Source organism: Flavobacterium silvaticum (assembly GCF_012911565.1).
Lineage (GTDB): Bacteria > Bacteroidota > Bacteroidia > Flavobacteriales > Flavobacteriaceae > Flavobacterium > Flavobacterium silvaticum.
Genome location: NZ_JAAMPU010000105.1, coordinates 235,903 through 254,381 on the forward strand (window position 1 = coordinate 235,903; position 18,479 = coordinate 254,381).

General features: G+C 43.4%; 16 protein-coding genes. 12 read left to right on the plus strand and 4 right to left on the minus strand.

Annotation, left to right across the window (positions count from 1 at the left end):
• Window positions 1–24: 24 nt before the first annotated feature.
• Window positions 25–999 carry an SPFH domain-containing protein gene (locus G6047_RS10250; RefSeq protein WP_169527511.1) on the minus strand — a complete coding sequence of 325 codons (975 nt, stop codon included), beginning with the start codon at window positions 997–999 and terminating at the stop codon, window positions 25–27.
• A 63-nt stretch (window positions 1,000–1,062) separates the two neighbouring features.
• Between G6047_RS10250 and G6047_RS10255 the strand changes: the two genes are divergently transcribed.
• Together G6047_RS10255 and G6047_RS10260 are read left to right on the plus strand one after the other, a co-directional pair.
• Window positions 1,063–1,698: an outer membrane beta-barrel protein gene (locus tag G6047_RS10255; RefSeq protein WP_169527512.1), complete on the plus strand. Its 636-nt coding sequence runs from the start codon at window positions 1,063–1,065 to the stop codon at window positions 1,696–1,698.
• A complete protein-coding gene (locus G6047_RS10260; protein WP_169527513.1) occupies window positions 1,698–2,270 on the plus strand; it encodes a hypothetical protein in 573 nt (190 codons plus the stop codon). The genes G6047_RS10255 and G6047_RS10260 overlap by 1 nt, the downstream gene beginning before the upstream one ends.
• 29 nt (window positions 2,271–2,299) lie before the next feature.
• Here G6047_RS10260 and gltX read toward each other — a convergent pair whose 3' ends face one another.
• On the minus strand, window positions 2,300–3,805 hold the full coding sequence (gltX, locus tag G6047_RS10265; RefSeq protein ID WP_169527514.1) for a glutamate--tRNA ligase: 1,506 nt from the start codon (window positions 3,803–3,805) through the stop codon (window positions 2,300–2,302).
• 433 nt (window positions 3,806–4,238) lie between these two features.
• On the opposite strand from gltX, the gene G6047_RS10270 reads away from it, so the two are divergent.
• From G6047_RS10270 to G6047_RS10295, 6 genes are all read left to right on the plus strand, one after another.
• Entirely contained in the window at window positions 4,239–7,682 is a 3,444-nt protein-coding gene (locus G6047_RS10270) for a DUF4175 family protein (RefSeq protein WP_169527515.1), read from the plus strand.
• Entirely contained in the window at window positions 7,675–8,094 is a 420-nt protein-coding gene (ybeY, locus tag G6047_RS10275; RefSeq protein ID WP_169527516.1) for an rRNA maturation RNase YbeY, read from the plus strand. Before G6047_RS10270 ends, ybeY begins: the two co-directional genes overlap by 8 nt.
• Before the next feature lie 12 nt (window positions 8,095–8,106).
• Window positions 8,107–9,978 carry a tRNA uridine-5-carboxymethylaminomethyl(34) synthesis enzyme MnmG gene (gene mnmG, locus G6047_RS10280; protein ID WP_169527517.1) on the plus strand — a complete coding sequence of 624 codons (1,872 nt, stop codon included), beginning with the start codon at window positions 8,107–8,109 and terminating at the stop codon, window positions 9,976–9,978.
• Window positions 9,979–10,010: 32 nt separating this feature from the next.
• Window positions 10,011–10,853 carry a class I SAM-dependent methyltransferase gene (locus tag G6047_RS10285; RefSeq protein WP_169527518.1) on the plus strand — a complete coding sequence of 281 codons (843 nt, stop codon included), beginning with the start codon at window positions 10,011–10,013 and terminating at the stop codon, window positions 10,851–10,853.
• 65 nt (window positions 10,854–10,918) lie between these two features.
• A complete protein-coding gene (locus G6047_RS10290; protein WP_169527519.1) occupies window positions 10,919–11,509 on the plus strand; it encodes an OmpH family outer membrane protein in 591 nt (196 codons plus the stop codon).
• A 111-nt stretch (window positions 11,510–11,620) separates the two neighbouring features.
• On the plus strand, window positions 11,621–13,933 hold the full coding sequence (locus G6047_RS10295) for a helix-turn-helix domain-containing protein (protein ID WP_169527520.1): 2,313 nt from the start codon (window positions 11,621–11,623) through the stop codon (window positions 13,931–13,933).
• Here the strand turns inward: G6047_RS10295 and G6047_RS10300 are convergent.
• Together G6047_RS10300 and G6047_RS10305 are read right to left on the minus strand one after the other, a co-directional pair.
• On the minus strand, window positions 13,891–14,274 hold the full coding sequence (locus tag G6047_RS10300) for a DoxX family protein (protein WP_169527576.1): 384 nt from the start codon (window positions 14,272–14,274) through the stop codon (window positions 13,891–13,893). The two genes, G6047_RS10295 and G6047_RS10300, sit on opposite strands and share 43 nt — an antisense overlap.
• On the minus strand, window positions 14,271–15,419 hold the full coding sequence (locus G6047_RS10305) for a DNA polymerase III subunit (RefSeq protein ID WP_169527521.1): 1,149 nt from the start codon (window positions 15,417–15,419) through the stop codon (window positions 14,271–14,273). Before G6047_RS10305 ends, G6047_RS10300 begins: the two co-directional genes overlap by 4 nt.
• A 104-nt stretch (window positions 15,420–15,523) precedes the next feature.
• Here G6047_RS10305 and G6047_RS10310 point away from each other — a divergent pair, with 104 nt between their 5' ends.
• Genes G6047_RS10310 through G6047_RS10325 form a run of 4 tightly spaced genes read left to right on the plus strand, consistent with a single transcriptional unit; the run spans window position 15,524 to window position 18,439 of the window.
• Window positions 15,524–16,627 carry a sensor histidine kinase gene (locus tag G6047_RS10310; protein WP_169527522.1) on the plus strand — a complete coding sequence of 368 codons (1,104 nt, stop codon included), beginning with the start codon at window positions 15,524–15,526 and terminating at the stop codon, window positions 16,625–16,627.
• Window positions 16,624–17,313, plus strand: coding sequence for a LytR/AlgR family response regulator transcription factor (locus tag G6047_RS10315; RefSeq protein ID WP_169527523.1), 690 nt, complete (start codon window positions 16,624–16,626; stop codon window positions 17,311–17,313). The genes G6047_RS10310 and G6047_RS10315 overlap by 4 nt, the downstream gene beginning before the upstream one ends.
• Window positions 17,313–17,819 (plus strand): hypothetical protein, encoded by a 507-nt coding sequence (locus G6047_RS10320; protein WP_169527524.1) that lies wholly within the window; start codon window positions 17,313–17,315, stop codon window positions 17,817–17,819. The genes G6047_RS10315 and G6047_RS10320 overlap by 1 nt, the downstream gene beginning before the upstream one ends.
• Window positions 17,819–18,439, plus strand: a complete 621-nt coding sequence (locus tag G6047_RS10325; protein ID WP_169527525.1) for a cupin domain-containing protein — start codon at window positions 17,819–17,821, stop codon at window positions 18,437–18,439. The genes G6047_RS10320 and G6047_RS10325 overlap by 1 nt, the downstream gene beginning before the upstream one ends.
• Window positions 18,440–18,479 lie beyond the last annotated feature (40 nt).

Below are 18,479 nucleotides of genomic sequence, written 5' to 3' on the forward strand. Positions count from 1 at the left end.
AAAAGAGGCCCTAAAGCCTCTTTCTTATTTTTGTTCGGTATCGTCCTGATAGTCAGAATTCTTGTCTTCCCTACTCTTTCGATTCGTGTTTTTGATTTTCGTTTTCATGGCTTCACCAACCTGGTTCGAAGCGGCGAAAGAAACCACCATGTTATTGAGCATTTCACTTGCGGCCTGGGGAGAATTCGGCAACAGGATCAGGTTTGAATTCGTATCGGAACCAATCGCCTGCAATGTATCGTAATGTTGTGTCACCACGATCAATGCCGAGGCTTCCTGGGAATTGATGCCAACATTATTCAGTACTTCGACACTTTCTACCAAGCCACGTGCAATCTCGCGTCTTTGGTCTGCAATACCTTGACCCTGAAGTCTTTTGCTTTCTGCTTCGGCCTTTGCTTTGGCCACGATTCTAATGCGCTGGCTTTCTGCCTCGAATTCCGTTGCGGTCTTTTCACGGTCGGCGGCGTTGATCCGGTTCATGGCATTTTTGACCTGTATGTCCGGATCGATGTCTGTGACCAAAGTATTGATGATGTCGTATCCGTAAGTCGTCATGGCCTCGTTGAGTTCGCGTTTTACGGCGATGGCGATGTCGTCTTTTCGTTCAAAAACATCGTCTAGGATCAGTTTCGGAACCTCGGCACGCACCACATCAAACACATAAGCGGTAATCTGATCGTGCGGATATTCGAGTTTGTAAAAGGCATCATACACTTTTTCCTGTATCACCTTGAACTGGACAGAGACCTTCATCTTCACAAAAACATTGTCTTTTGTCTTGGTCTCGATGATTACATCAAGCTGTTGGATCTTAAGATTAACACGACCTGCAAGCCTGTCGATGATTGGAATCTTCATTTGCAGACCACTGTTCCTTACGCTGTGGAATTTTCCAAAACGTTCAATCACAACGGCACTTTGTTGCTTTACCGTAAAAAATGCTGCGAATAAAATAAATAGGGCAAATACTATTATGATAATAGTTGTAATTTCCATGATGTTGGTTTTATTTGTATTGCTGTAAATTACAAAAAAAGCGGCTTCTTTATCCCTATAACTATGAGACATCTGATTTTGCCAATTGTAGCGCTATTTTCTTTCAACGCCTTTTCCCAAATGGATTACAAAGATTCGAACCGGATTGGTATTTTCGGGGGAATCACATCTTTCGATTTACAGACCAATGATTTCACGAACAAATCCGGAATTGGGTGGACAGTAGGAGCGGGCATACGCGGAAATTTCTACAATGATTTCGACATGATCTACACAATCGGCTTCTTCGAAAGTAAGTTTTCAGCTCCAATTGCCCCGGTTGCGGGATTTCCAACCCAGGAAACGGACTTTAAGATCCAGGGTGTGCAGATTGCACTGATGCCAAGTTATAACATTGTATACAACCACTTGTCAATTGAGGCGGGACCGGTATTTCAGGCAAACAGCAAATTAGGATATAAAAAAGACTTTGAAAATTATTATATGGACAAGCTTCCGTATACGTTGAATGATATGGAAAAAGTAAATTCATTCAATTTTTTGGGTGCTGTTGGGTTTACTGCAGGTATCCGTGAGTTGCGTGCAAGCTTCAGGTATATGTACGGATTTTCTAATTTTCTTGGTAAAATAGACCAGCCGGGAGCGAATTTCAAATCACATCCAAGTACGTTGGTCGGTACGCTTACGGTGTTTTTCTGATGAAATTAGTTGTCCAGATATTCGTATTGTTCTTTGGTTTTCAGATGGTTGCCCAACCAGTCTTATATCAAAAAGGTGGGAAGAAGCTAACGGTGAAATATGTTATTTCAGATCCGAAAAAGACATTCGTAAAAGTGGAATCGGACGGAAAAATCTCCAAAATCAACAATTCAGAAATAGACTCCATCCGAATGGAAAATCAATTGATGAAACCGATTCTGGACGGAAAAAAACCGAAGCTGTTTTTTATCATTTCCAAAAAAGGAAACCGGGAACTCGCTGTCAATAAAAGTGAAATAATCAAGAATCGCGGCGGATTCGAATCGGTTCAAACCTTTTATAATTTAGTTGTTTCAGAAGATGGTAAGATTTCCAAGACGCTGACTTTTTCAAATAGCGAAACCGAAAAGGAAGTATCAAACCGAAACCAAATATTCTCTTTCATAACAGATAATTTTGCCGACTGTCCAAAAGTCACATCTCATTTCCAACTCTTTAAGAACGATACGGACAAACTGAATCTCACGATTCTGAATTATCTCGATAAGCCTGATACAGTGAAATGCAAATAAAAAAGCTCCTTTTTACGGGAGCTTTTTCTTTATAAGTTGGCAATGGCATATTTGATCCTGCGGATGCTTTCGTCTTTGCCAATCAGTTCCAGAATGTCATACAAATGAATGCCTTTCATGCTTCCTACAAGGCTCACGCGCAACGGTTGCATGATTTTTCCAATCCCGATTCCATTCGCTGCCGCCCAATCTTTTACATAGGTTTCCAATGCCGATGCGTCAAACCCAGGTGCATTTTCCAACAATTGGAATAATTGGCTCATGATTTCCGCCGATTGATCGTTCCATTTTTTGGCGGCTCCTTCTTCAAATGTTTCCGGCGCCACAAAAAGGTAATCGGATAATTCCCAGAATTCAGATACAAAATGTGCGCGGTCTTTTATAAGGGAAACGATGCGTTCTGCTTTTTCAGGTGAAATTGAAATCCCTTTTTCAGACAGTATTTCCAGATAGTACTCCGCCAGTTCCGAATCTGGTTTTCCAACGAGATATTGATGGTTGAACCACTTATTTTTATCCGGATTGAACTTCGCACCGGCTTTGTGCACGCGTTCCAGATCAAAAGATTGTGCCAATTCATCTAATGTGAAAAGCTCTTTTTCCGTTCCGTCGTTCCAGCCCAAAAGAGCAAGGAAATTGACTACGGCTTCGGGGAAATATCCGTTTTCGCGATAGCCCGATGATATGCCTTCAGCTGTCTTCCATTCGAGTGGAAACACCGGAAAGCCCATTTTGTCGCCGTCGCGTTTGGACAATTTTCCATTTCCGATTGGCTTTAGGATCAACGGCAAATGCGCGAATTCAGGCGCCTGCCAACCGAAAGATTTATACAGCAAGGCGTGGAGCGGGAGAGAAGGCAGCCATTCTTCACCGCGTATTACGTGAGACGTTTCCATTAAATGATCATCCACAATATTAGCCAGATGATAGGTCGGCATGCCATCGCTTTTGAACAAAACCTTATCGTCGAGCAAATTCGTATCGAACTTAATTTCACCCCGGATCAAATCAGTAAGGATTAACGTTTCTCCTTCCGGAATCTTAAACCGGATTACATATTCGGCCCCATTTTCCAGGCGCTCTTTCGTTTGGGTCGCAGTCAGCGCCAACGAATTGTCAAGTACGTCGCGAACGGAATGATTGTATATGAATGTATTCCCATTAGCCTCGGCACTTTTGCGAAGGTTATCGAGACTTTCAGCCGAATCGAATGCATAATAGGCATGACCCAATTCCACCAATCTATCTGCGTATTCGCGGTACATTTCCTTGCGCTCGCTTTGTCTGTACGGCCCGAATTTTTCATTCTTCCCAACGGTTTCGGAAGGTGAAATCCCCAGCCATTCCAAAGCCTCGAAAATATAGGCTTCGGCACCGGGAACGAACCGATTCTGGTCGGTATCTTCAATACGAAGGTAGAATGTCCCGCCGTGTTTTTTGGCGAACAAATAATTGAAAAGAGCCGTACGGACACCGCCAATATGGAGCGGGCCTGTCGGGCTTGGCGCAAATCGAACGCGAACTGGTCTTGGCATTTGTAGAAATTTTTGCAAAGATATACTAGTCGTCAGTCAAATGAAGAAAGCGAAGCACTAAAACATAAATTGCCCGGATTAAACTATAATTATTTAGCAAATTAAGCCTGTTTACAAAAATCGCGTTTACAAAATTTTGTAAACGACTCATACGTAAACATTTTTTCGGCACTGCTCGACAATTCGTGCTTTTAGCTTCACATTTAGGAGCTGTTCCGGCTGTGCGCTATAGCTTTTTTGAAAACTGCCGCAATTTCAACGCGCTTCGGGAGCTTCCGTTGGTCGCTCCTTCGCTGCGGCAATTGCAGGCGGTTTTTTTCAAAAGGCTGCCACTTCCATCACGGGCTAGGCTGCTTTTCCATCAACAATCCCTTAACATATATTAAAACCGAAATCCTTACTTTTATCGGTTATAGGAACAAATTCCACCATTTTGGAAACATCGAACGTCATTTACGAAAAGCTTGAGGCTTTCATCCGGAAATATTATACAAATGAACTCATTCGCGGCAGCATCTTTTTTGTCGGAATCGGTTTGTTATACTTTTTGCTTACGCTTTCGGTGGAATATTTCCTGTGGCTCAAACCGGTTTACCGGACCATTTTATTCTGGGCTTTTGTAGCCGTTGAGATTTTCCTGTTGACACGGTTTGTTTTGTTCCCGATTTTTAAACTGACACGGTTGCAAAAAGGAATCGGTTACAAAGAAGCATCGGTCATCATCGGCAATCATTTTGGAGAAGTCAGCGACAAGCTCACGAATTTCCTGCAACTGAGCCAGGATGGAAGCAAATCTGAACTATTGCTGGCATCAATCGATCAAAAGGCATCAGGACTCAAACTAGTTCCATTCACCAATGCCGTCAACTTTAAATCGAATACCAAATACCTGCCGCTAGCGATTCTTCCGGTGCTTTTCGTGTTGTTCTTTTGGCTATCAGGGAATAACGAATTCCTAAGCCAGAGCCTGAATCGAGTTGTCCATTACCAAAGCCAGTTTTTACCGCCGGCTCCGTTCGAACTTACCGTTTTAAATAAAAGCCTTCAGGTGGAGCAGAACCAGGATTTTGTGCTGCGTGTCAAAGCCCAGGGCAAGGTAATCCCGGAGCAGGCGATGATTTTCCTTGGAGATGAAAGCTATTATATGGAACCTGTGGGAGCAGGGGAATTCCAGTATGTTTTTTCAAAACCAAGAGCGGATACTGAATTTTATGTGCAGGCGAATCAGGTTCAGTCGAAGGAATATGAGCTTTCTGTTGTTACGGTTCCGTCCATCGAGAACTTTGAAATGGTGCTGAATTTCCCATCGTACCTGAATAAGAAATCTGAGAAAGTCCAGGGCGGCGGAAATGCAATCGTCCCCGAAGGAACCAAAATCACGTGGAACATCAATACCATAGCGACAGAGCGCGTCGATTATACATCGGGTGGAAGCAATCTTGCCTTCGGGAAAAACGGAGATGCATTTTCACTCTCAAAATCAATCACGCAAAACACCGAATATCAAATCCGGACGTCGAATAAAAAAGTTCAGGATTACGAAAAGCTCAATTATCGCATTTCGGTCATCAAAGACCAATTCCCGACCATAAACGTAGGAAATGCGCCCGACAGCCTTAAAGTAGAGAAAAAGTACGTTTTAGGCCAGGTTGCGGACGATTATGGATTGTCTAAACTTCAGGTCGTTTATTATCCACAAGGCCAGCCGTCACAGGCAATCAGGGCCAATATCAATGTGAAAAAGGATGTTTTCGATCAATTCGTATTTGCTTTCCCGTCGAATCTTCAGGTCAAGGCAGGCATTTCGTATGATTATTACTTTGAAGTATTTGATAATGATGTGCTTAACGGATACAAAAGCAGTAAATCGTCTGTATTCTCGAATAGGATCCAAACCGAACAGGAAAAACAGGATGATGCTTTGCAACAGCAGAACAGCAACCTGAACAGCCTTGAAAAGTCGTTGCAGAATCAACAGAAGCAATTATCTGAACTCGACAAAATCCAGCAATCGGGTAAAGAAAAAGAAAGCCTTGAATTCAAGGATCAGCAAAAAGTAAATGACTTCATCAAACGCCAGCAACAGCAGGACAAGATGATGAAAGATTTTGCAAAGAAGCTTGAGGAAAACCTGGAAAAATTCAATCCGGACAAAAAGGACGAGTTCAAGGAAGAATTGCAGCGTCGTCTGGAAAAGACCGATAAGGAAATGGAGAAGAATCAAAAGCTTCTTGACGAATTGAAGGAACTCAATGATAAAATCAGCAAGGAAGAATTGTTTGAAAAAATGGATGAGTTCAAGCAGAATGCTAAAAATCAGACCAAGACTCTGGAACAATTGGTAGAACTGACCAAACGGTATTACGTTGAGAAAAAAGCCGAACAGATTGCCGATAAACTTGACAAACTCGGCGACAAACAAAACGAGCTTTCCAACAAAGACAAGGAAAATACCGAAAAGGCACAGCAGGAAATAAACAAGGAATTCGACGATCTCAAAAAGGAACTCGATGACCTTGAAAAAGACAACAAGGAGCTCAAGTCTCCAATGGATATACCTGACACGGATGCTCAGGAGAAAAGCGTAGAAGACGACCTTAAAAAAGCTACGGAACAACTGCAAAAGAATGATTCCGGAAAGGCCAAGCCCAAACAAAAAAGTGCAGCCAATAAAATGAAGGAAATGGGTGGCAAGATGATGGAAAGCATGGGAGGTGGAGAAATGGAACAACTGGAAGAAGACGTAAAAATGTTGCGACAGATTCTTGACAATTTGCTTGCATTTTCTTTTTCAGAAGAAGATTTGATGAACGATTTTAAGTCGCTCAGGAGGAATGCACCGTCGTTCAACAAAAACCTCAAATTACAACAGGATTTGAAACTGCAGTTCCGCCATGTGGATGATTCGTTGTTTGCCATGTCTCTGAGGAATCCGAAAATCACTGAGAATGTAACGGAGGAAATAGGAAATGTCCATTACAACATGGATAAATCGCTTGAAGCTTTTGCAGACGCACAGGTTCCGAAAGGCACGTCACATCAGCAATATGCCATATCAGCAGCCAATAGACTCGCCGATTTCCTCAGCCAGATCATGAACAGCATGCAAATGCAGATGCAAATGTCAGGACAAGGTCAAGGCGGAAAACCAAAGCCGGGCCAAGGACAAGGGTCAGGAATGCAACTGCCGGATATTATCCAAAAGCAACAAGGTCTTGGAGAAAAAATGAAACAAGGCATGCAGAAAGGGGATAAGCCCGGAGACAAATCTGGCGAACAACCCGGCGATGGACAAAAACCGGGACAGGGAAAGAAACCAGGTGAAAAAGGACAGAATCCGGGTCAGGGCGGACAAGGCCAACAGGGACAGAACGGTAAATCTGGCCAGAATGGAAAGAGCGGAAATTCAGGTGGTGGAAACGGGCAAGGTCAGGGTAATCAGGATAGCGATGGACGCGATGGGGAAGGAGATGCCAAAGCCATTATGGAAATTTATAAGGAACAACGTCAGTTGCGCGAAGCCCTTGAAAAGGAATTGCGTAAACAAGGCATGGGTGGAAACGGACAGGCTGCTTTGGATCAGATGAAATCCATTGAGAAACAGCTTCTTAACAAAGGTTTTAATAACGATGTGCTTCAAAAAGCATTAAATCTGAAATATGAATTGCTAAAACTTGAAAAAGCCGTCCAGCAGCAAGGTGAGGAAAAGAAGCGGCAATCTGAAACCAATCGCAAAGCGTTTAACAATCAAACCAATGCGCTTCCGGCCTCTCTTCAGGACTATTTGAACAGCATTGAAATATTAAACAGACAAAGCTTACCTTTGCGCTCCAATTACAACCAGAAGGTTCAGGAATATTTTAAAGCCAATGATTAGTTTTAACTACGAAACGGAATTTGAATTGGAAGACGAAGCATATTATGCCGATTGGGTTTCCCGTATCATTTCTTCCGAATCCAAAATAGAAGGAGACATCAATTATATCTTCTGTGACGATGACTATTTGCTTGAATTGAACCAGCAATATCTGAATCACGATACGTTGACCGACATTATCAGCTTCGATTATTCTGTAGGAAACGAATTACACGGAGATATTTTTATTTCTATCGATCGCGTCAAAGAAAACTCAGATGAATTTACCGTTTCGTTTGAAGACGAACTCAAAAGAGTTGTCGCCCACGGTGTATTGCACTACTGCGGTTATAAAGATAAAACAGAGAGTGACGAAAAGGTAATGCGGAACAAAGAAGAAGAAAAAATGTCTATGTTCCACGTGAAACAATAATGAAGGAGAAGTATGTTCAATGAAGTATACGATGTGATTGTTGTCGGAGCGGGACACGCAGGTTCTGAGGCTGCGGCGGCATCGGCAAATCTTGGGTGCAAGACATTGCTGGTGACTATGAGTTTGCAAAATATCGCCCAAATGTCGTGTAATCCGGCCATGGGAGGTATTGCTAAAGGCCAGATTGTTCGTGAGATTGACGCACTTGGAGGTTATTCCGGTATTGTGTCCGATAAGACAGCCATCCAGTTCAAAATGCTCAACAAATCGAAAGGCCCGGCCATGTGGTCGCCACGTGTGCAAAGCGACCGAATGCGTTTTGCCGAAGAATGGCGATTGATGCTCGAGGCAACCCCAAATCTTGACTTTTATCAGGAAATGGTTTCGGGGTTGATTATAGAAAGTGGGAAAGTTGCCGGCGTCAAAACATCACTGGGAATTGAAATCCGATCCAAAGCTGTTGTGCTTACGAATGGGACTTTCCTGAACGGATTGATCCACATTGGTGAAAAGCAATTTGGCGGTGGAAGAGCTGGAGAAAGTGCATCTTACGGAATTACTGAAGATTTAGTAAAAGCAGGTTTTGAAGCCGGTAGAATGAAAACCGGAACGCCGCCAAGGGTTGACGGTCGGTCACTTGATTATTCGAAAATGAATGAGGAAAGGGGAGATGAGAAGCCGCAGAAATTTTCCTATTCGGACGAAACTTCACCATTGAAAAACCAGCGTTCCTGTTACATGACTTATACTTCGCTCGATGTCCATGATATTTTACGTGAAGGTTTTGACAGATCGCCTATGTTTAACGGCCGAATCAAAAGCCTTGGGCCGCGTTATTGTCCTTCAATCGAAGATAAGATCAATCGATTTGCAGATAAAGAAAGGCATCAGCTTTTTGTTGAACCTGAAGGTTGGAATACGGTTGAAGTCTATGTGAACGGATTTTCTACTTCTTTGCCGGAGGATATTCAGTATAAAGCATTGAAGTCTGTTGTTGGATTTGAGAATGTAAAATTCTTCCGCCCGGGATATGCCATAGAATACGATTATTTTCCACCGACACAATTGAAACACACACTTGAAACCAAATTGGTTGATGGTTTATTCTTCGCCGGACAAATCAATGGAACTACAGGCTATGAAGAAGCCGGTGCACAAGGGTTGATGGCCGGAATAAATGCAGCATTAAAAGTCAAAGAACAAGATCCGTTGATTTTGCGACGTGATGAAGCTTATATTGGTGTTTTAATTGATGATTTGATTACCAAAGGAACAGAAGAACCATATAGAATGTTCACCTCACGTGCCGAATACAGGACCTTGTTGCGTCAGGATAATGCCGATTTCCGTCTTACCCCCAAATCATTCGAAATTGGTTTGGCATCTGAGAAACGAATGAAACGTATGGAACAAAAAATGGCTGAAAGCGAAAAAATGGTTCAGTTCTTTAAGCAGACGAGTGTTTCTGTTGAAGAAACGAATCCGATACTTTTAGAGAAGGAAAGCGCTCCCATTTCCCAGTCTGATAAAATGTTCAAAGTGTTTTCGCGTCCGCAGATTGAACTCGAAGATATGTTGCGATTTCGAGATGTTTCCGATTATGTCCTAGAAAACAATCTCGATGAAGAAATTGTAGAACAAGCAGCCATACAGGTCAAATATTCCGGATACATAGAAAAAGAGCGCAACAATGCGGATAAATTGACCCGACTCGAAGACGTTCGTATTCCGGACGCGTTCGATTACAGCCAGATTAAGTCCATGTCAATAGAGGCAAGACAAAAATTAGCTAAAATCAAACCCATAACTATATCGCAAGCATCTCGTGTCAGCGGTGTTTCCCCAAGCGATATTTCAGTTCTTTTAGTCCATATGGGACGATAGTTTCACGTGGAACAATCAGATTTTTACAAAAAGTGACAAAAACCATCTATTTATCAACCAAGGATCACTCAGTTAGCGGTGAAATTTTTGATTTAGAGTACAATTCTGAATCGGACTTGCTCAAAACGATTCCACAACCACCAGAATCGCAACTCGGCAACTATTATCAAAGCGAAGATTATATTTCCCACACCGATTCTAAACGAACGTTATTTGAGAAAGTATACCATTGGGTTCGGTCGTTTGCATTGAAGTCAAAGCTCAACCTGATTCAGCCATGGAAAGCAGCAAATTCCCGGTTGTTGGACATTGGTGCAGGAACAGGGGATTTTTTATCCGAAGCCACAAAATCAGGTTGGCAAACCACCGGATTCGAACCAAGTGAATCGGCCCGAAAAATAGCTTTGGGAAAAGAGGTAACACTTACAGACGACTTAAAGAATTTACCCGATTCCTCTTTCGATGCGATAACCATGTGGCATGTTCTGGAACACGTTCCGGACGTTGACGTACAAATTTTGGAACTCAAAAGGCTTTTGAAACCAACAGGGATTTTAGTCATCGCCGTTCCCAATTTCAAATCATATGATGCGAAGATCTATGGATCTTTTTGGGCAGCTTACGATGTACCACGTCATTTGACACATTTTTCGCGTCAGTCGATCTCAAGATTGTTTGCGAACCATCATATGGAACTCATCAAATATAAACCCATGTGGTTCGATGCCTTTTATGTGAGCTTATTGTCGGAAAAATATCGTTCCGGAAGTATGAAACCTATAAAATCTTTATTCAACGGATTGATTTCCAATATAAAAGGGTGTTTTTCAGGTGAATTTTCATCTCATATCTACCTCATTCGGCACAAAGCCTGAAATACTTTTCCCTACTAAACGAATTTTTATACTTTTACGCGAATTTTTTAAAACCGACAACCATAATGAAAAAGATAGTAACAGTGCTTGCCTTTGCTTTGACCCTAATTGCATGTGACAAACCGACTGAGCAAAAAGAGTTCAAAACCGCCTATGTAGACACGGCCAAAATGATGGAAGATTATACTGAGGCGAAAGATGTTGAGGCAAAATACAAAGCCAAATCTGAGGAAATGGGTAAGGAACTCGAAGCAGATGCCGCGCGTTTCAAAGCAGATGCCGCCGCGTTTGAACAAAAAGCACGTGCGTTGGGAGAAATCTGGGCTCAGCAAAACAGCGCTCCGTTGGCCAGAAGACAACAAGAATTGCAGTACAAGCAACAGGCACTTACACGCCAGATCCAGGATGAAAGCAGTACTGAAATGGATACGTTGGTGAAAAAACTAAAGAAATTCATCAAAGATTACGGTAAAGAAAAAGGATACGATTACATCTTTGCCACAGGTGATGTCGTTTCTATTTTGTCTGCCAAAGACCAATATGACATAACCAAAGATGTCGTAAAGGCACTAAACGATAAATATGCTTCCGAAGGCAAAAAAGAAGCTGCTGCTCCTGCGGCCGCTCCTGCGACAAAGCCGGAAGAAACCAAATAATCTTGCCGACCTAGCTTTGAAATGCTCTCTTAAACGGAGGGCATTTTTTATTTTGCAAACATCCAATCTGTTCCAAAAAATTGTAAATTCCCTGAATTATTCTAAGCCAAAATGATGAATCCAACTTCTACCGCAGACTATGTGCTGCGCTTTATCAATCACACCAACAGGAATATCTTCCTTACAGGTCGCGCGGGTACGGGAAAAACTACGCTGCTTCGCGAAATCATCCAGACCACTCACAAGAATACGGCTGTGGTAGCGCCCACTGGAATTGCCGCTTTGAATGCCGGCGGAGTCACCATCCATTCACTTTTCCAACTACCTTTTGCGTGTTTTTTACCGACCGATTCCGCTGCTGATTTTTCCACTTCGGTCAAATGCGAAACCCGGTCTTCGCTGCGTCGTCATTTCCGCATCAGCAGCCAGCGAAAAGCCGTCATTAAAAATCTGGAATTACTTGTAATCGACGAAGTCAGTATGCTTCGGGCCGATTTATTGGATGCGATGGATTTCATGCTTCGAAGCGTCCGGAAACGAAATGTTGCGTTTGGAGGCGTGCAGGTTTTGTTCATTGGCGATTTGTTGCAGCTTCCGCCTGTCGTGAACAATCAGGAATGGAATATCCTTCGGAATTATTATTATGGGAATTATTTTTTTCACGCCCAATGCCTTCGGGACCAACTGCCGCTTTACATAGAACTTACCCATATTTACCGTCAGACGGACGCTGAATTTATAGGCATTTTGAATAATCTGCGCAATAATGATCTGCAGCAACAAGATGTCGACCGGTTGAACCTTCAGGTAAAACCACATTTCAGCCTCGACCAAAATCCGGGTTATATCATCTTGACAACCCATAATGCCAAAGCCGATGCCATCAACACATCGGCACTTGAAAGCATCGATGAAACGGTTTTTGAATATCATGCGGAAATCACCGGAGAATTTCCGGAAAGGATCTTTCCCATAGAGGAAACGCTCAGGCTCAAAGTTGGCGCCCAGGTTATCCTGACCAAGAACGATCTGTCTGCAGAAAAAAGATACTACAATGGAAAAATGGCTGAGGTCACTTTTCTGTCCGATGAAGAAATCCAGCTGCGTTTTCCGGATGACGGCTCGTTCATAGAGCTCGAAAAATACGAATGGCAGAACATCAAATATTCTGTCAATCCAAACACACATGAAGTTACTGAAGAAATCATGGGAACGTTCGTGCATTTTCCCATCCGGTTGGCCTGGGCGATTACCGTCCACAAAAGCCAGGGATTGACGTTTGACAAAGCAGCACTTGACGTATCGCACATTTTCGCTCCCGGACAGGCCTACGTTGCTTTTTCGCGACTGCGTTCGTTAGACGGCCTTATTTTGCTTTCCAGGCTAAACATCAACGGACTTGACAACGACCGCGATGTGATTGATTTTGCCAAGAACAAATCGAACGAAGAAAGCCTTTTCGAGAATTTCTCCCATGATTCCAAACGATACGCCGAACAGAAACTGATCGATTGTTTCACGTGGCCTAATCTGGAACAGGAATGGCGCGATCTGTTTTTCCTAAAAGACAAAGATGAAACTACTGCGGCCCGGCGTAACGATGAAAAATGGGTTGTGTGGACTTATGAAAGATTCAAATTATTGCTTGAACCGGCCGCAGGTTTCCGGAACCAGATCATGCGTTTGTTTTTGGCAGATGAACCGGACATCAACTTTATCCGAGAACGACTTGAACTCGCCGTCAATTATTTTTACGAACATTTGAATGCGCTTGAAGAAGAATTGTTGCTCAGGATAGAATCGGTCAGTCGCATGAAAAAGGCAAAGGCCTATTTCGAATCGCTTTGCAGATTGGAAGACGAAACCAGCGGTGTCATTATCAATATGCTTCGGATCAAACGATTTATGGAATTGATTTCAGAAGGATCGGATCTGAATAAATCGAATCTTGAAAGCGCGGAAGCAGCCTCTTACCGCAAAACCAAAAACGATGAAGCCGCCGCAAAATACCGAGAGCAAAACGGCACACTGACCGGAGATGTGGAACCGGCCAGGAATCGAAAACCCGCAAAGAAAGAAAAGAAAGCGCCCCAGAAACATACATCGGAAGTCACATATGAGCTTTACCTGCAGAAACTTTCCGTGGAAGAAATTGCTAAAGAGCGACAGTTGACCGAGCAAACCATATACAATCACATGGCAAAATTGATAGAGGATGAGCGAGTGACGATTGACGAATTCATGCCGGACGACAGGCAACAGGAACTAGCCCAAATCTTCAAAGGACGCGACCACGAAGAAGCACTTGGCCCGCTAAAAATAGAATTGGGCGAAACCGTCACGTGGAACGAACTCAAATTATACCGGTCGGAAATCCGTCGTCAGCTGAGCCAGAACACGGCAAGCACTGCAGGAATAAAGTAAATGCCTATGGTGCGTGCCCCGTCGTAATCTTTGGCGATGCGTTGCCCGGCGAGCAAAAAGAGCAAGGTAATACTGCTGCAGACGGCACCGTAATATCCATATTCCGTCAATCCGTTGACCATGATCTGTATCGGGCCCATGATGCACAGGATTCCGGAAATGATTTCAAGTACGAGTATCATTCCAAGAGCGGCGGGAATGTTGTTTTTGAGAAAGGTAGAAGCAAAATGCGATTTCAACCAACCTACGTTTCCGCTCCAGTCGGCCACTTTATCATAACCCGATTGCAGAAAAGTGATCGCCAGGAAAAGCAGTACAAGAATAGCAGCTGTGTTCATTATTGTTTATGGATTAAGCGCGTGAGTTTTATGGATAAATCGGTCAATACGATTTTCGCGTTTGCATTTCGTTCAATATGGTACATGGCATCTGACAATTCCCTGAAAATATCGGCTATGTTCTTATCATTGACATAGGTGGCAAAATTCTCGAGGCGGAACTTTTCGACTTTCGGTTCGTAATAGACCAAAGGTGTAACCTGATAATTCAAAAGCAACGCCTGCCGGAACATATCGGTACAAAAATCAAGAAATTTCTTTTGGGTTTCGCGTCCCAACGAGGCAATCTTTTCACTCCAGCCAATCAGGTCATTGATTGCGGCTGCGTTTCCTTTCGCCCGAAAAGCAGCGCGTACCCAAACGACGAACCATTCCTCGAACGGGTTTTCCTCTGAATCCGAATGTACCAATTTCTGGGCTTTGTTGAAGTTTCCCTGTGCCTGGCGGGCCAATAACAACGCTTCACGTGGAGCAAGGCCGGTTTTTTCCATCAACGCATCGGCCATTACTTTTTCGGGCAAGGGTTTGAACCGGATTACCTGACAACGCGATTTGATCGTCGGTAGGATATCTTCTTCGTTTTCACTTATGAGGATAAAAAGCGACTGAGGCGTAGGTTCTTCGAGCAATTTGAGGATTTTGTTCGATGCCGCGATGTTGAGTTTGTCGGCCATCCAGACAATCATCACTTTATAACCGCCTTCATAGGCTTTGAGTGACATGCTTTTGACCATATCATTCGCATCCTCGACCCGGATTTCGCCTTGCTGGTTTTTGACGCCGAGCAGTTGCAGCCAATCGTAAAGGCTCCCATAGATATTCGTCTGAAGGAAATCACGCCAATCACCAAGGAAATCCAGGCTTTTGGGATTTTTCTTGACATCTTCATTGGTTACGGTCGGATAGACGAAATGTAAATCGGGATGGGAAAAATTCGAGAATTTGAGATTACAAGCCTGGTTTGGGCCGTTATTTTCTCCCGATTCATTTTTACAAAGAATGTATTGGGAATAGGCGATCGCCATGGCCAATGTTCCGCTTCCTTCTGCTCCGACAAAGAGTTGGGCGTGCGGAATCCTGCCTGAATCGGCACTGCTTGCCAAGTATTCCTTGACATCGTCCTGTGCGAGAATTTCCGAAAAAAGCATAGGCAAATATAGCCAACCCGAACCAGAGATAAGATGTTGGTCAGCGCAAATTACAACTCCGCAGGAATTCACTACTTTACCGAAAAAATTAGCCCGTCTTTTTTATGAGCAATACTTTTGACGGCAGAGTGGGATATTTTGCCAAACGTAATTTTGCTTTTTACGCCACGCATGTGAGTTTGTGTGTCGCGTTCCTGTTGTTGCCGTATATTTTTACAGCCAGCGGATCGTTCCTTCGCATTCCGAATTTCTACAATGGGCACGACCGGTTGTATTTTACGGTCTATGTTTTCCTGCTGCTGTTTTTTTATTTCAACTATTACATCCTTACGCCCCGATTGTATTTCAATCGGAAAAAAAGCCTGTATTTCTTTATTCTTTTTTTGTTCCTGACATTCTTCCTTGCCGCTTCATTTTTGTTCGACAGACCGGAAATGAGCATCATCCATACCGATATGCCGCCACCGAATATGCCGCCACCGCCCAAGTTTTTCCCAAATGGTCCGGGACATATGCCTTTTGGGCCGCCTGGAGGAATGCGCCCGAATGAAAATTCACATACCATCCTTATTTTCCTGACCGGAGTTCTGGCGAGTCTTTTCCTATCAATCAACCGAAGGCTTCAGGCCAGTGAACGCGATAGGATGGAAGCCGAATTGTCTCTTTTAAAAGCACAGATCAATCCGCATTTCTTGTTCAACACACTGAATTCGATTTATGCTTTGGCAATCCGGAAAGATGATCGTACGGCGGAATCCATTGTTCAGTTATCCGGGTTGATGCGATACATCATGAACAATTCCACGGGAAACAAAATCCGGCTCGATGCGGAGATTGGGTACATCGATAATTATATAGGGCTTCAGAAATCAAGATTGGGAGATACGGTTAATATAAAATATCAGGTATCGGGCGAAACGAAAAACCAGCAAATCGCGCCGCTGATTCTCATATCGTTCATAGAAAATGCATTCAAGCATGGTGTCAATCCCGACGAAAAATCGGAAATTGAAATCAAAATTGTAACCGACGGAAACAAATTGAAGCTTTATGTCTGGAATAAAAAGGTAAATTCCGTCCAGACGGAAAGCGGAATCGGGCTCAAAAATACACGGGATCGTCTCGAACTCACGTATTCCGGCGATTACAATCTTGAAGTATCTGATAAAGAAAATGAATACAGCATTGAACTAAAGCTCGAATTATGATCAGGACTATCGCTTTGGATGACGAACCGCCTGCACTCGAAGTACTTCACGCTTTGTGTGCTGATGTAGATTTCATCGAACTGCAAAAAACCTTCAGCAGCGCGTCCGAAGCCATGAAGTATATTCGCAAACAACCCGTAGATTTATTGCTTCTCGACGTGAACATGCCGTCGATTTCAGGTCTGGATTTCATTAAGGAACTGCCCCGTAAGATCCATATAGTTTTAACAACGGCTTATCCGGAATATGCGGTTGAAGGGTTCAATCTCGAAGTCGCCGATTACCTGCTAAAACCTATTGCGCCGGCCCGTTTTCGCCAGGCGATGGAAAAGGTGCGTATGCAGATGGATCTGCTTCAGCAACAGCCCGAACAAACCTTTCTGTACATCCGTGCCGATTACAGCCTGATAAAAATTGCAGTGGAAGACTTGCTCTACATTGAAGGCCTTGACGATTATCTGAAGATCCATATCGAAAACCACAGAACCGTTGTGACCCGAATGACGATGAAAGGGATCATGGAAAAACTTCCTGCCAATTTTATCCGTGTCCACCGCTCGTTCATTGTGCCCATCGAGCGCATCGAGCGGTTCCGCAACAAAACCATTTTTATGGGAAAGACAGAAATACCCGTAAGCGCGAGTTATGAGAAAGACCTCAAGGCCAGGCTAAATCCAGATGGATAATGGAATTGATACGATTTTGCCATAAAAGACATATTTCAGCCAATGATCCCAATTCGTGGAATCAGGCAGCGCATCAGTCGAGTTGGTTCGAATATAAGTTGCAAGTCCAGAATTATCCGGAATTCAATCCGAAAATGAGCTTTTCCGAATTTCTCAAATCGGTGCCGAAAGCAGATGAAATACATGCCCGTGTCAGTCCGTCGATCCGTGGACTGATCGGGTCTTTTGGTGGAAACCTTCCCGGTTTTCAAGATGCGAATCAAGACGCTATCGGACTTCAGCAATTCAAATTCACGATCCTCGATTCCGATTTCGAAGATGCATCGAAACACCGTATCGAAGTTTCACTATATTCGGCCCAATGGCTTAAAATTTTTGTGTCCCCGGCAGGATTTTTAGTTTGCGATCCGGAGTTGATTGAAAATTTAAAACGAAAAGAAGAAGTGCCTACACGATTGATTCCAATCCAACATGGGCTTGGGATTTCACACCTTCAATTCATCTGATGGAACAAACGGCACGTATTTTTTTATCGACCAGACGCGAAACCGAAGAAACGGAAATCTATCGCAAACAAAGTCTTTTCGCAGATTCCGGAATTGGCGATTTTCGTCAATTGAGCGATGAGGTCCTGGCTGCCGATACATCCAAAAACTATAATGCGGAACCTTTCGCGACACTGATTTTTCCGTTGATCGGCAATCTGGAATTCGAATCGGAAAGCCACCAGATTACGTTGATGACAGGAAATGTTTTAATTATTCCGGCTGATACGGTTTACATCATCCGGAATTTTTATGACGATTTGCAGGTTAATTTTCTTCAGATAAAGCTCAGTGTATCTTTAGTTTTCGAGCAGATTCCGCTTGAGCCGTTGCGAAACCAACTTCAGGTTATTGCCGAATTTCCCGGAATCAAACTCTCGCTCGGCATTTACGACGGACGGCAAAAAGCAGAAATCGAAACCAAATCTTCACTACTGGCATTCGTGATAAACGGTGCTTTTGAATTTCAGGACCGGCTTTTGGAAACTCGTGATGGATTGTTTTTGGAAGGATTTGGCGCAATCGATTATGAATCTTTATCTGGCGACGCCGTTATTTTATTGGCGGAAATCCTGAAATAAAACCTGTTTACCGCGGCGGTAAGTGTCTTTACCTCAAAAA

Bases quoted from the DNA above. Each gene is read 5' to 3' on its own strand.
- G6047_RS10250 (WP_169527511.1), bottom strand. From the start codon at position 999: ATGGAAATTACAACTATTATCATAATAGTATTTGCCCTATTTATTTTA.
- G6047_RS10255 (WP_169527512.1), top strand. From the start codon at position 1,063: ATGAGACATCTGATTTTGCCAATTGTAGCGCTATTTTCTTTCAACGCC.
- G6047_RS10260 (WP_169527513.1), top strand. From the start codon at position 1,698: ATGAAATTAGTTGTCCAGATATTCGTATTGTTCTTTGGTTTTCAGATG.
- gltX (WP_169527514.1), bottom strand. From the start codon at position 3,805: ATGCCAAGACCAGTTCGCGTTCGATTTGCGCCAAGCCCGACAGGCCCG.
- ybeY (WP_169527516.1), top strand. From the start codon at position 7,675: ATGATTAGTTTTAACTACGAAACGGAATTTGAATTGGAAGACGAAGCA.
- mnmG (WP_169527517.1), top strand. From the start codon at position 8,107: ATGTTCAATGAAGTATACGATGTGATTGTTGTCGGAGCGGGACACGCA.
- G6047_RS10290 (WP_169527519.1), top strand. From the start codon at position 10,919: ATGAAAAAGATAGTAACAGTGCTTGCCTTTGCTTTGACCCTAATTGCA.
- G6047_RS10295 (WP_169527520.1), top strand. From the start codon at position 11,621: ATGATGAATCCAACTTCTACCGCAGACTATGTGCTGCGCTTTATCAAT.
- G6047_RS10305 (WP_169527521.1), bottom strand. From the start codon at position 15,419: ATGCTTTTTTCGGAAATTCTCGCACAGGACGATGTCAAGGAATACTTG.
- G6047_RS10310 (WP_169527522.1), top strand. From the start codon at position 15,524: ATGAGCAATACTTTTGACGGCAGAGTGGGATATTTTGCCAAACGTAAT.
- G6047_RS10315 (WP_169527523.1), top strand. From the start codon at position 16,624: ATGATCAGGACTATCGCTTTGGATGACGAACCGCCTGCACTCGAAGTA.
- G6047_RS10320 (WP_169527524.1), top strand. From the start codon at position 17,313: ATGGAATTGATACGATTTTGCCATAAAAGACATATTTCAGCCAATGAT.
- G6047_RS10325 (WP_169527525.1), top strand. From the start codon at position 17,819: ATGGAACAAACGGCACGTATTTTTTTATCGACCAGACGCGAAACCGAA.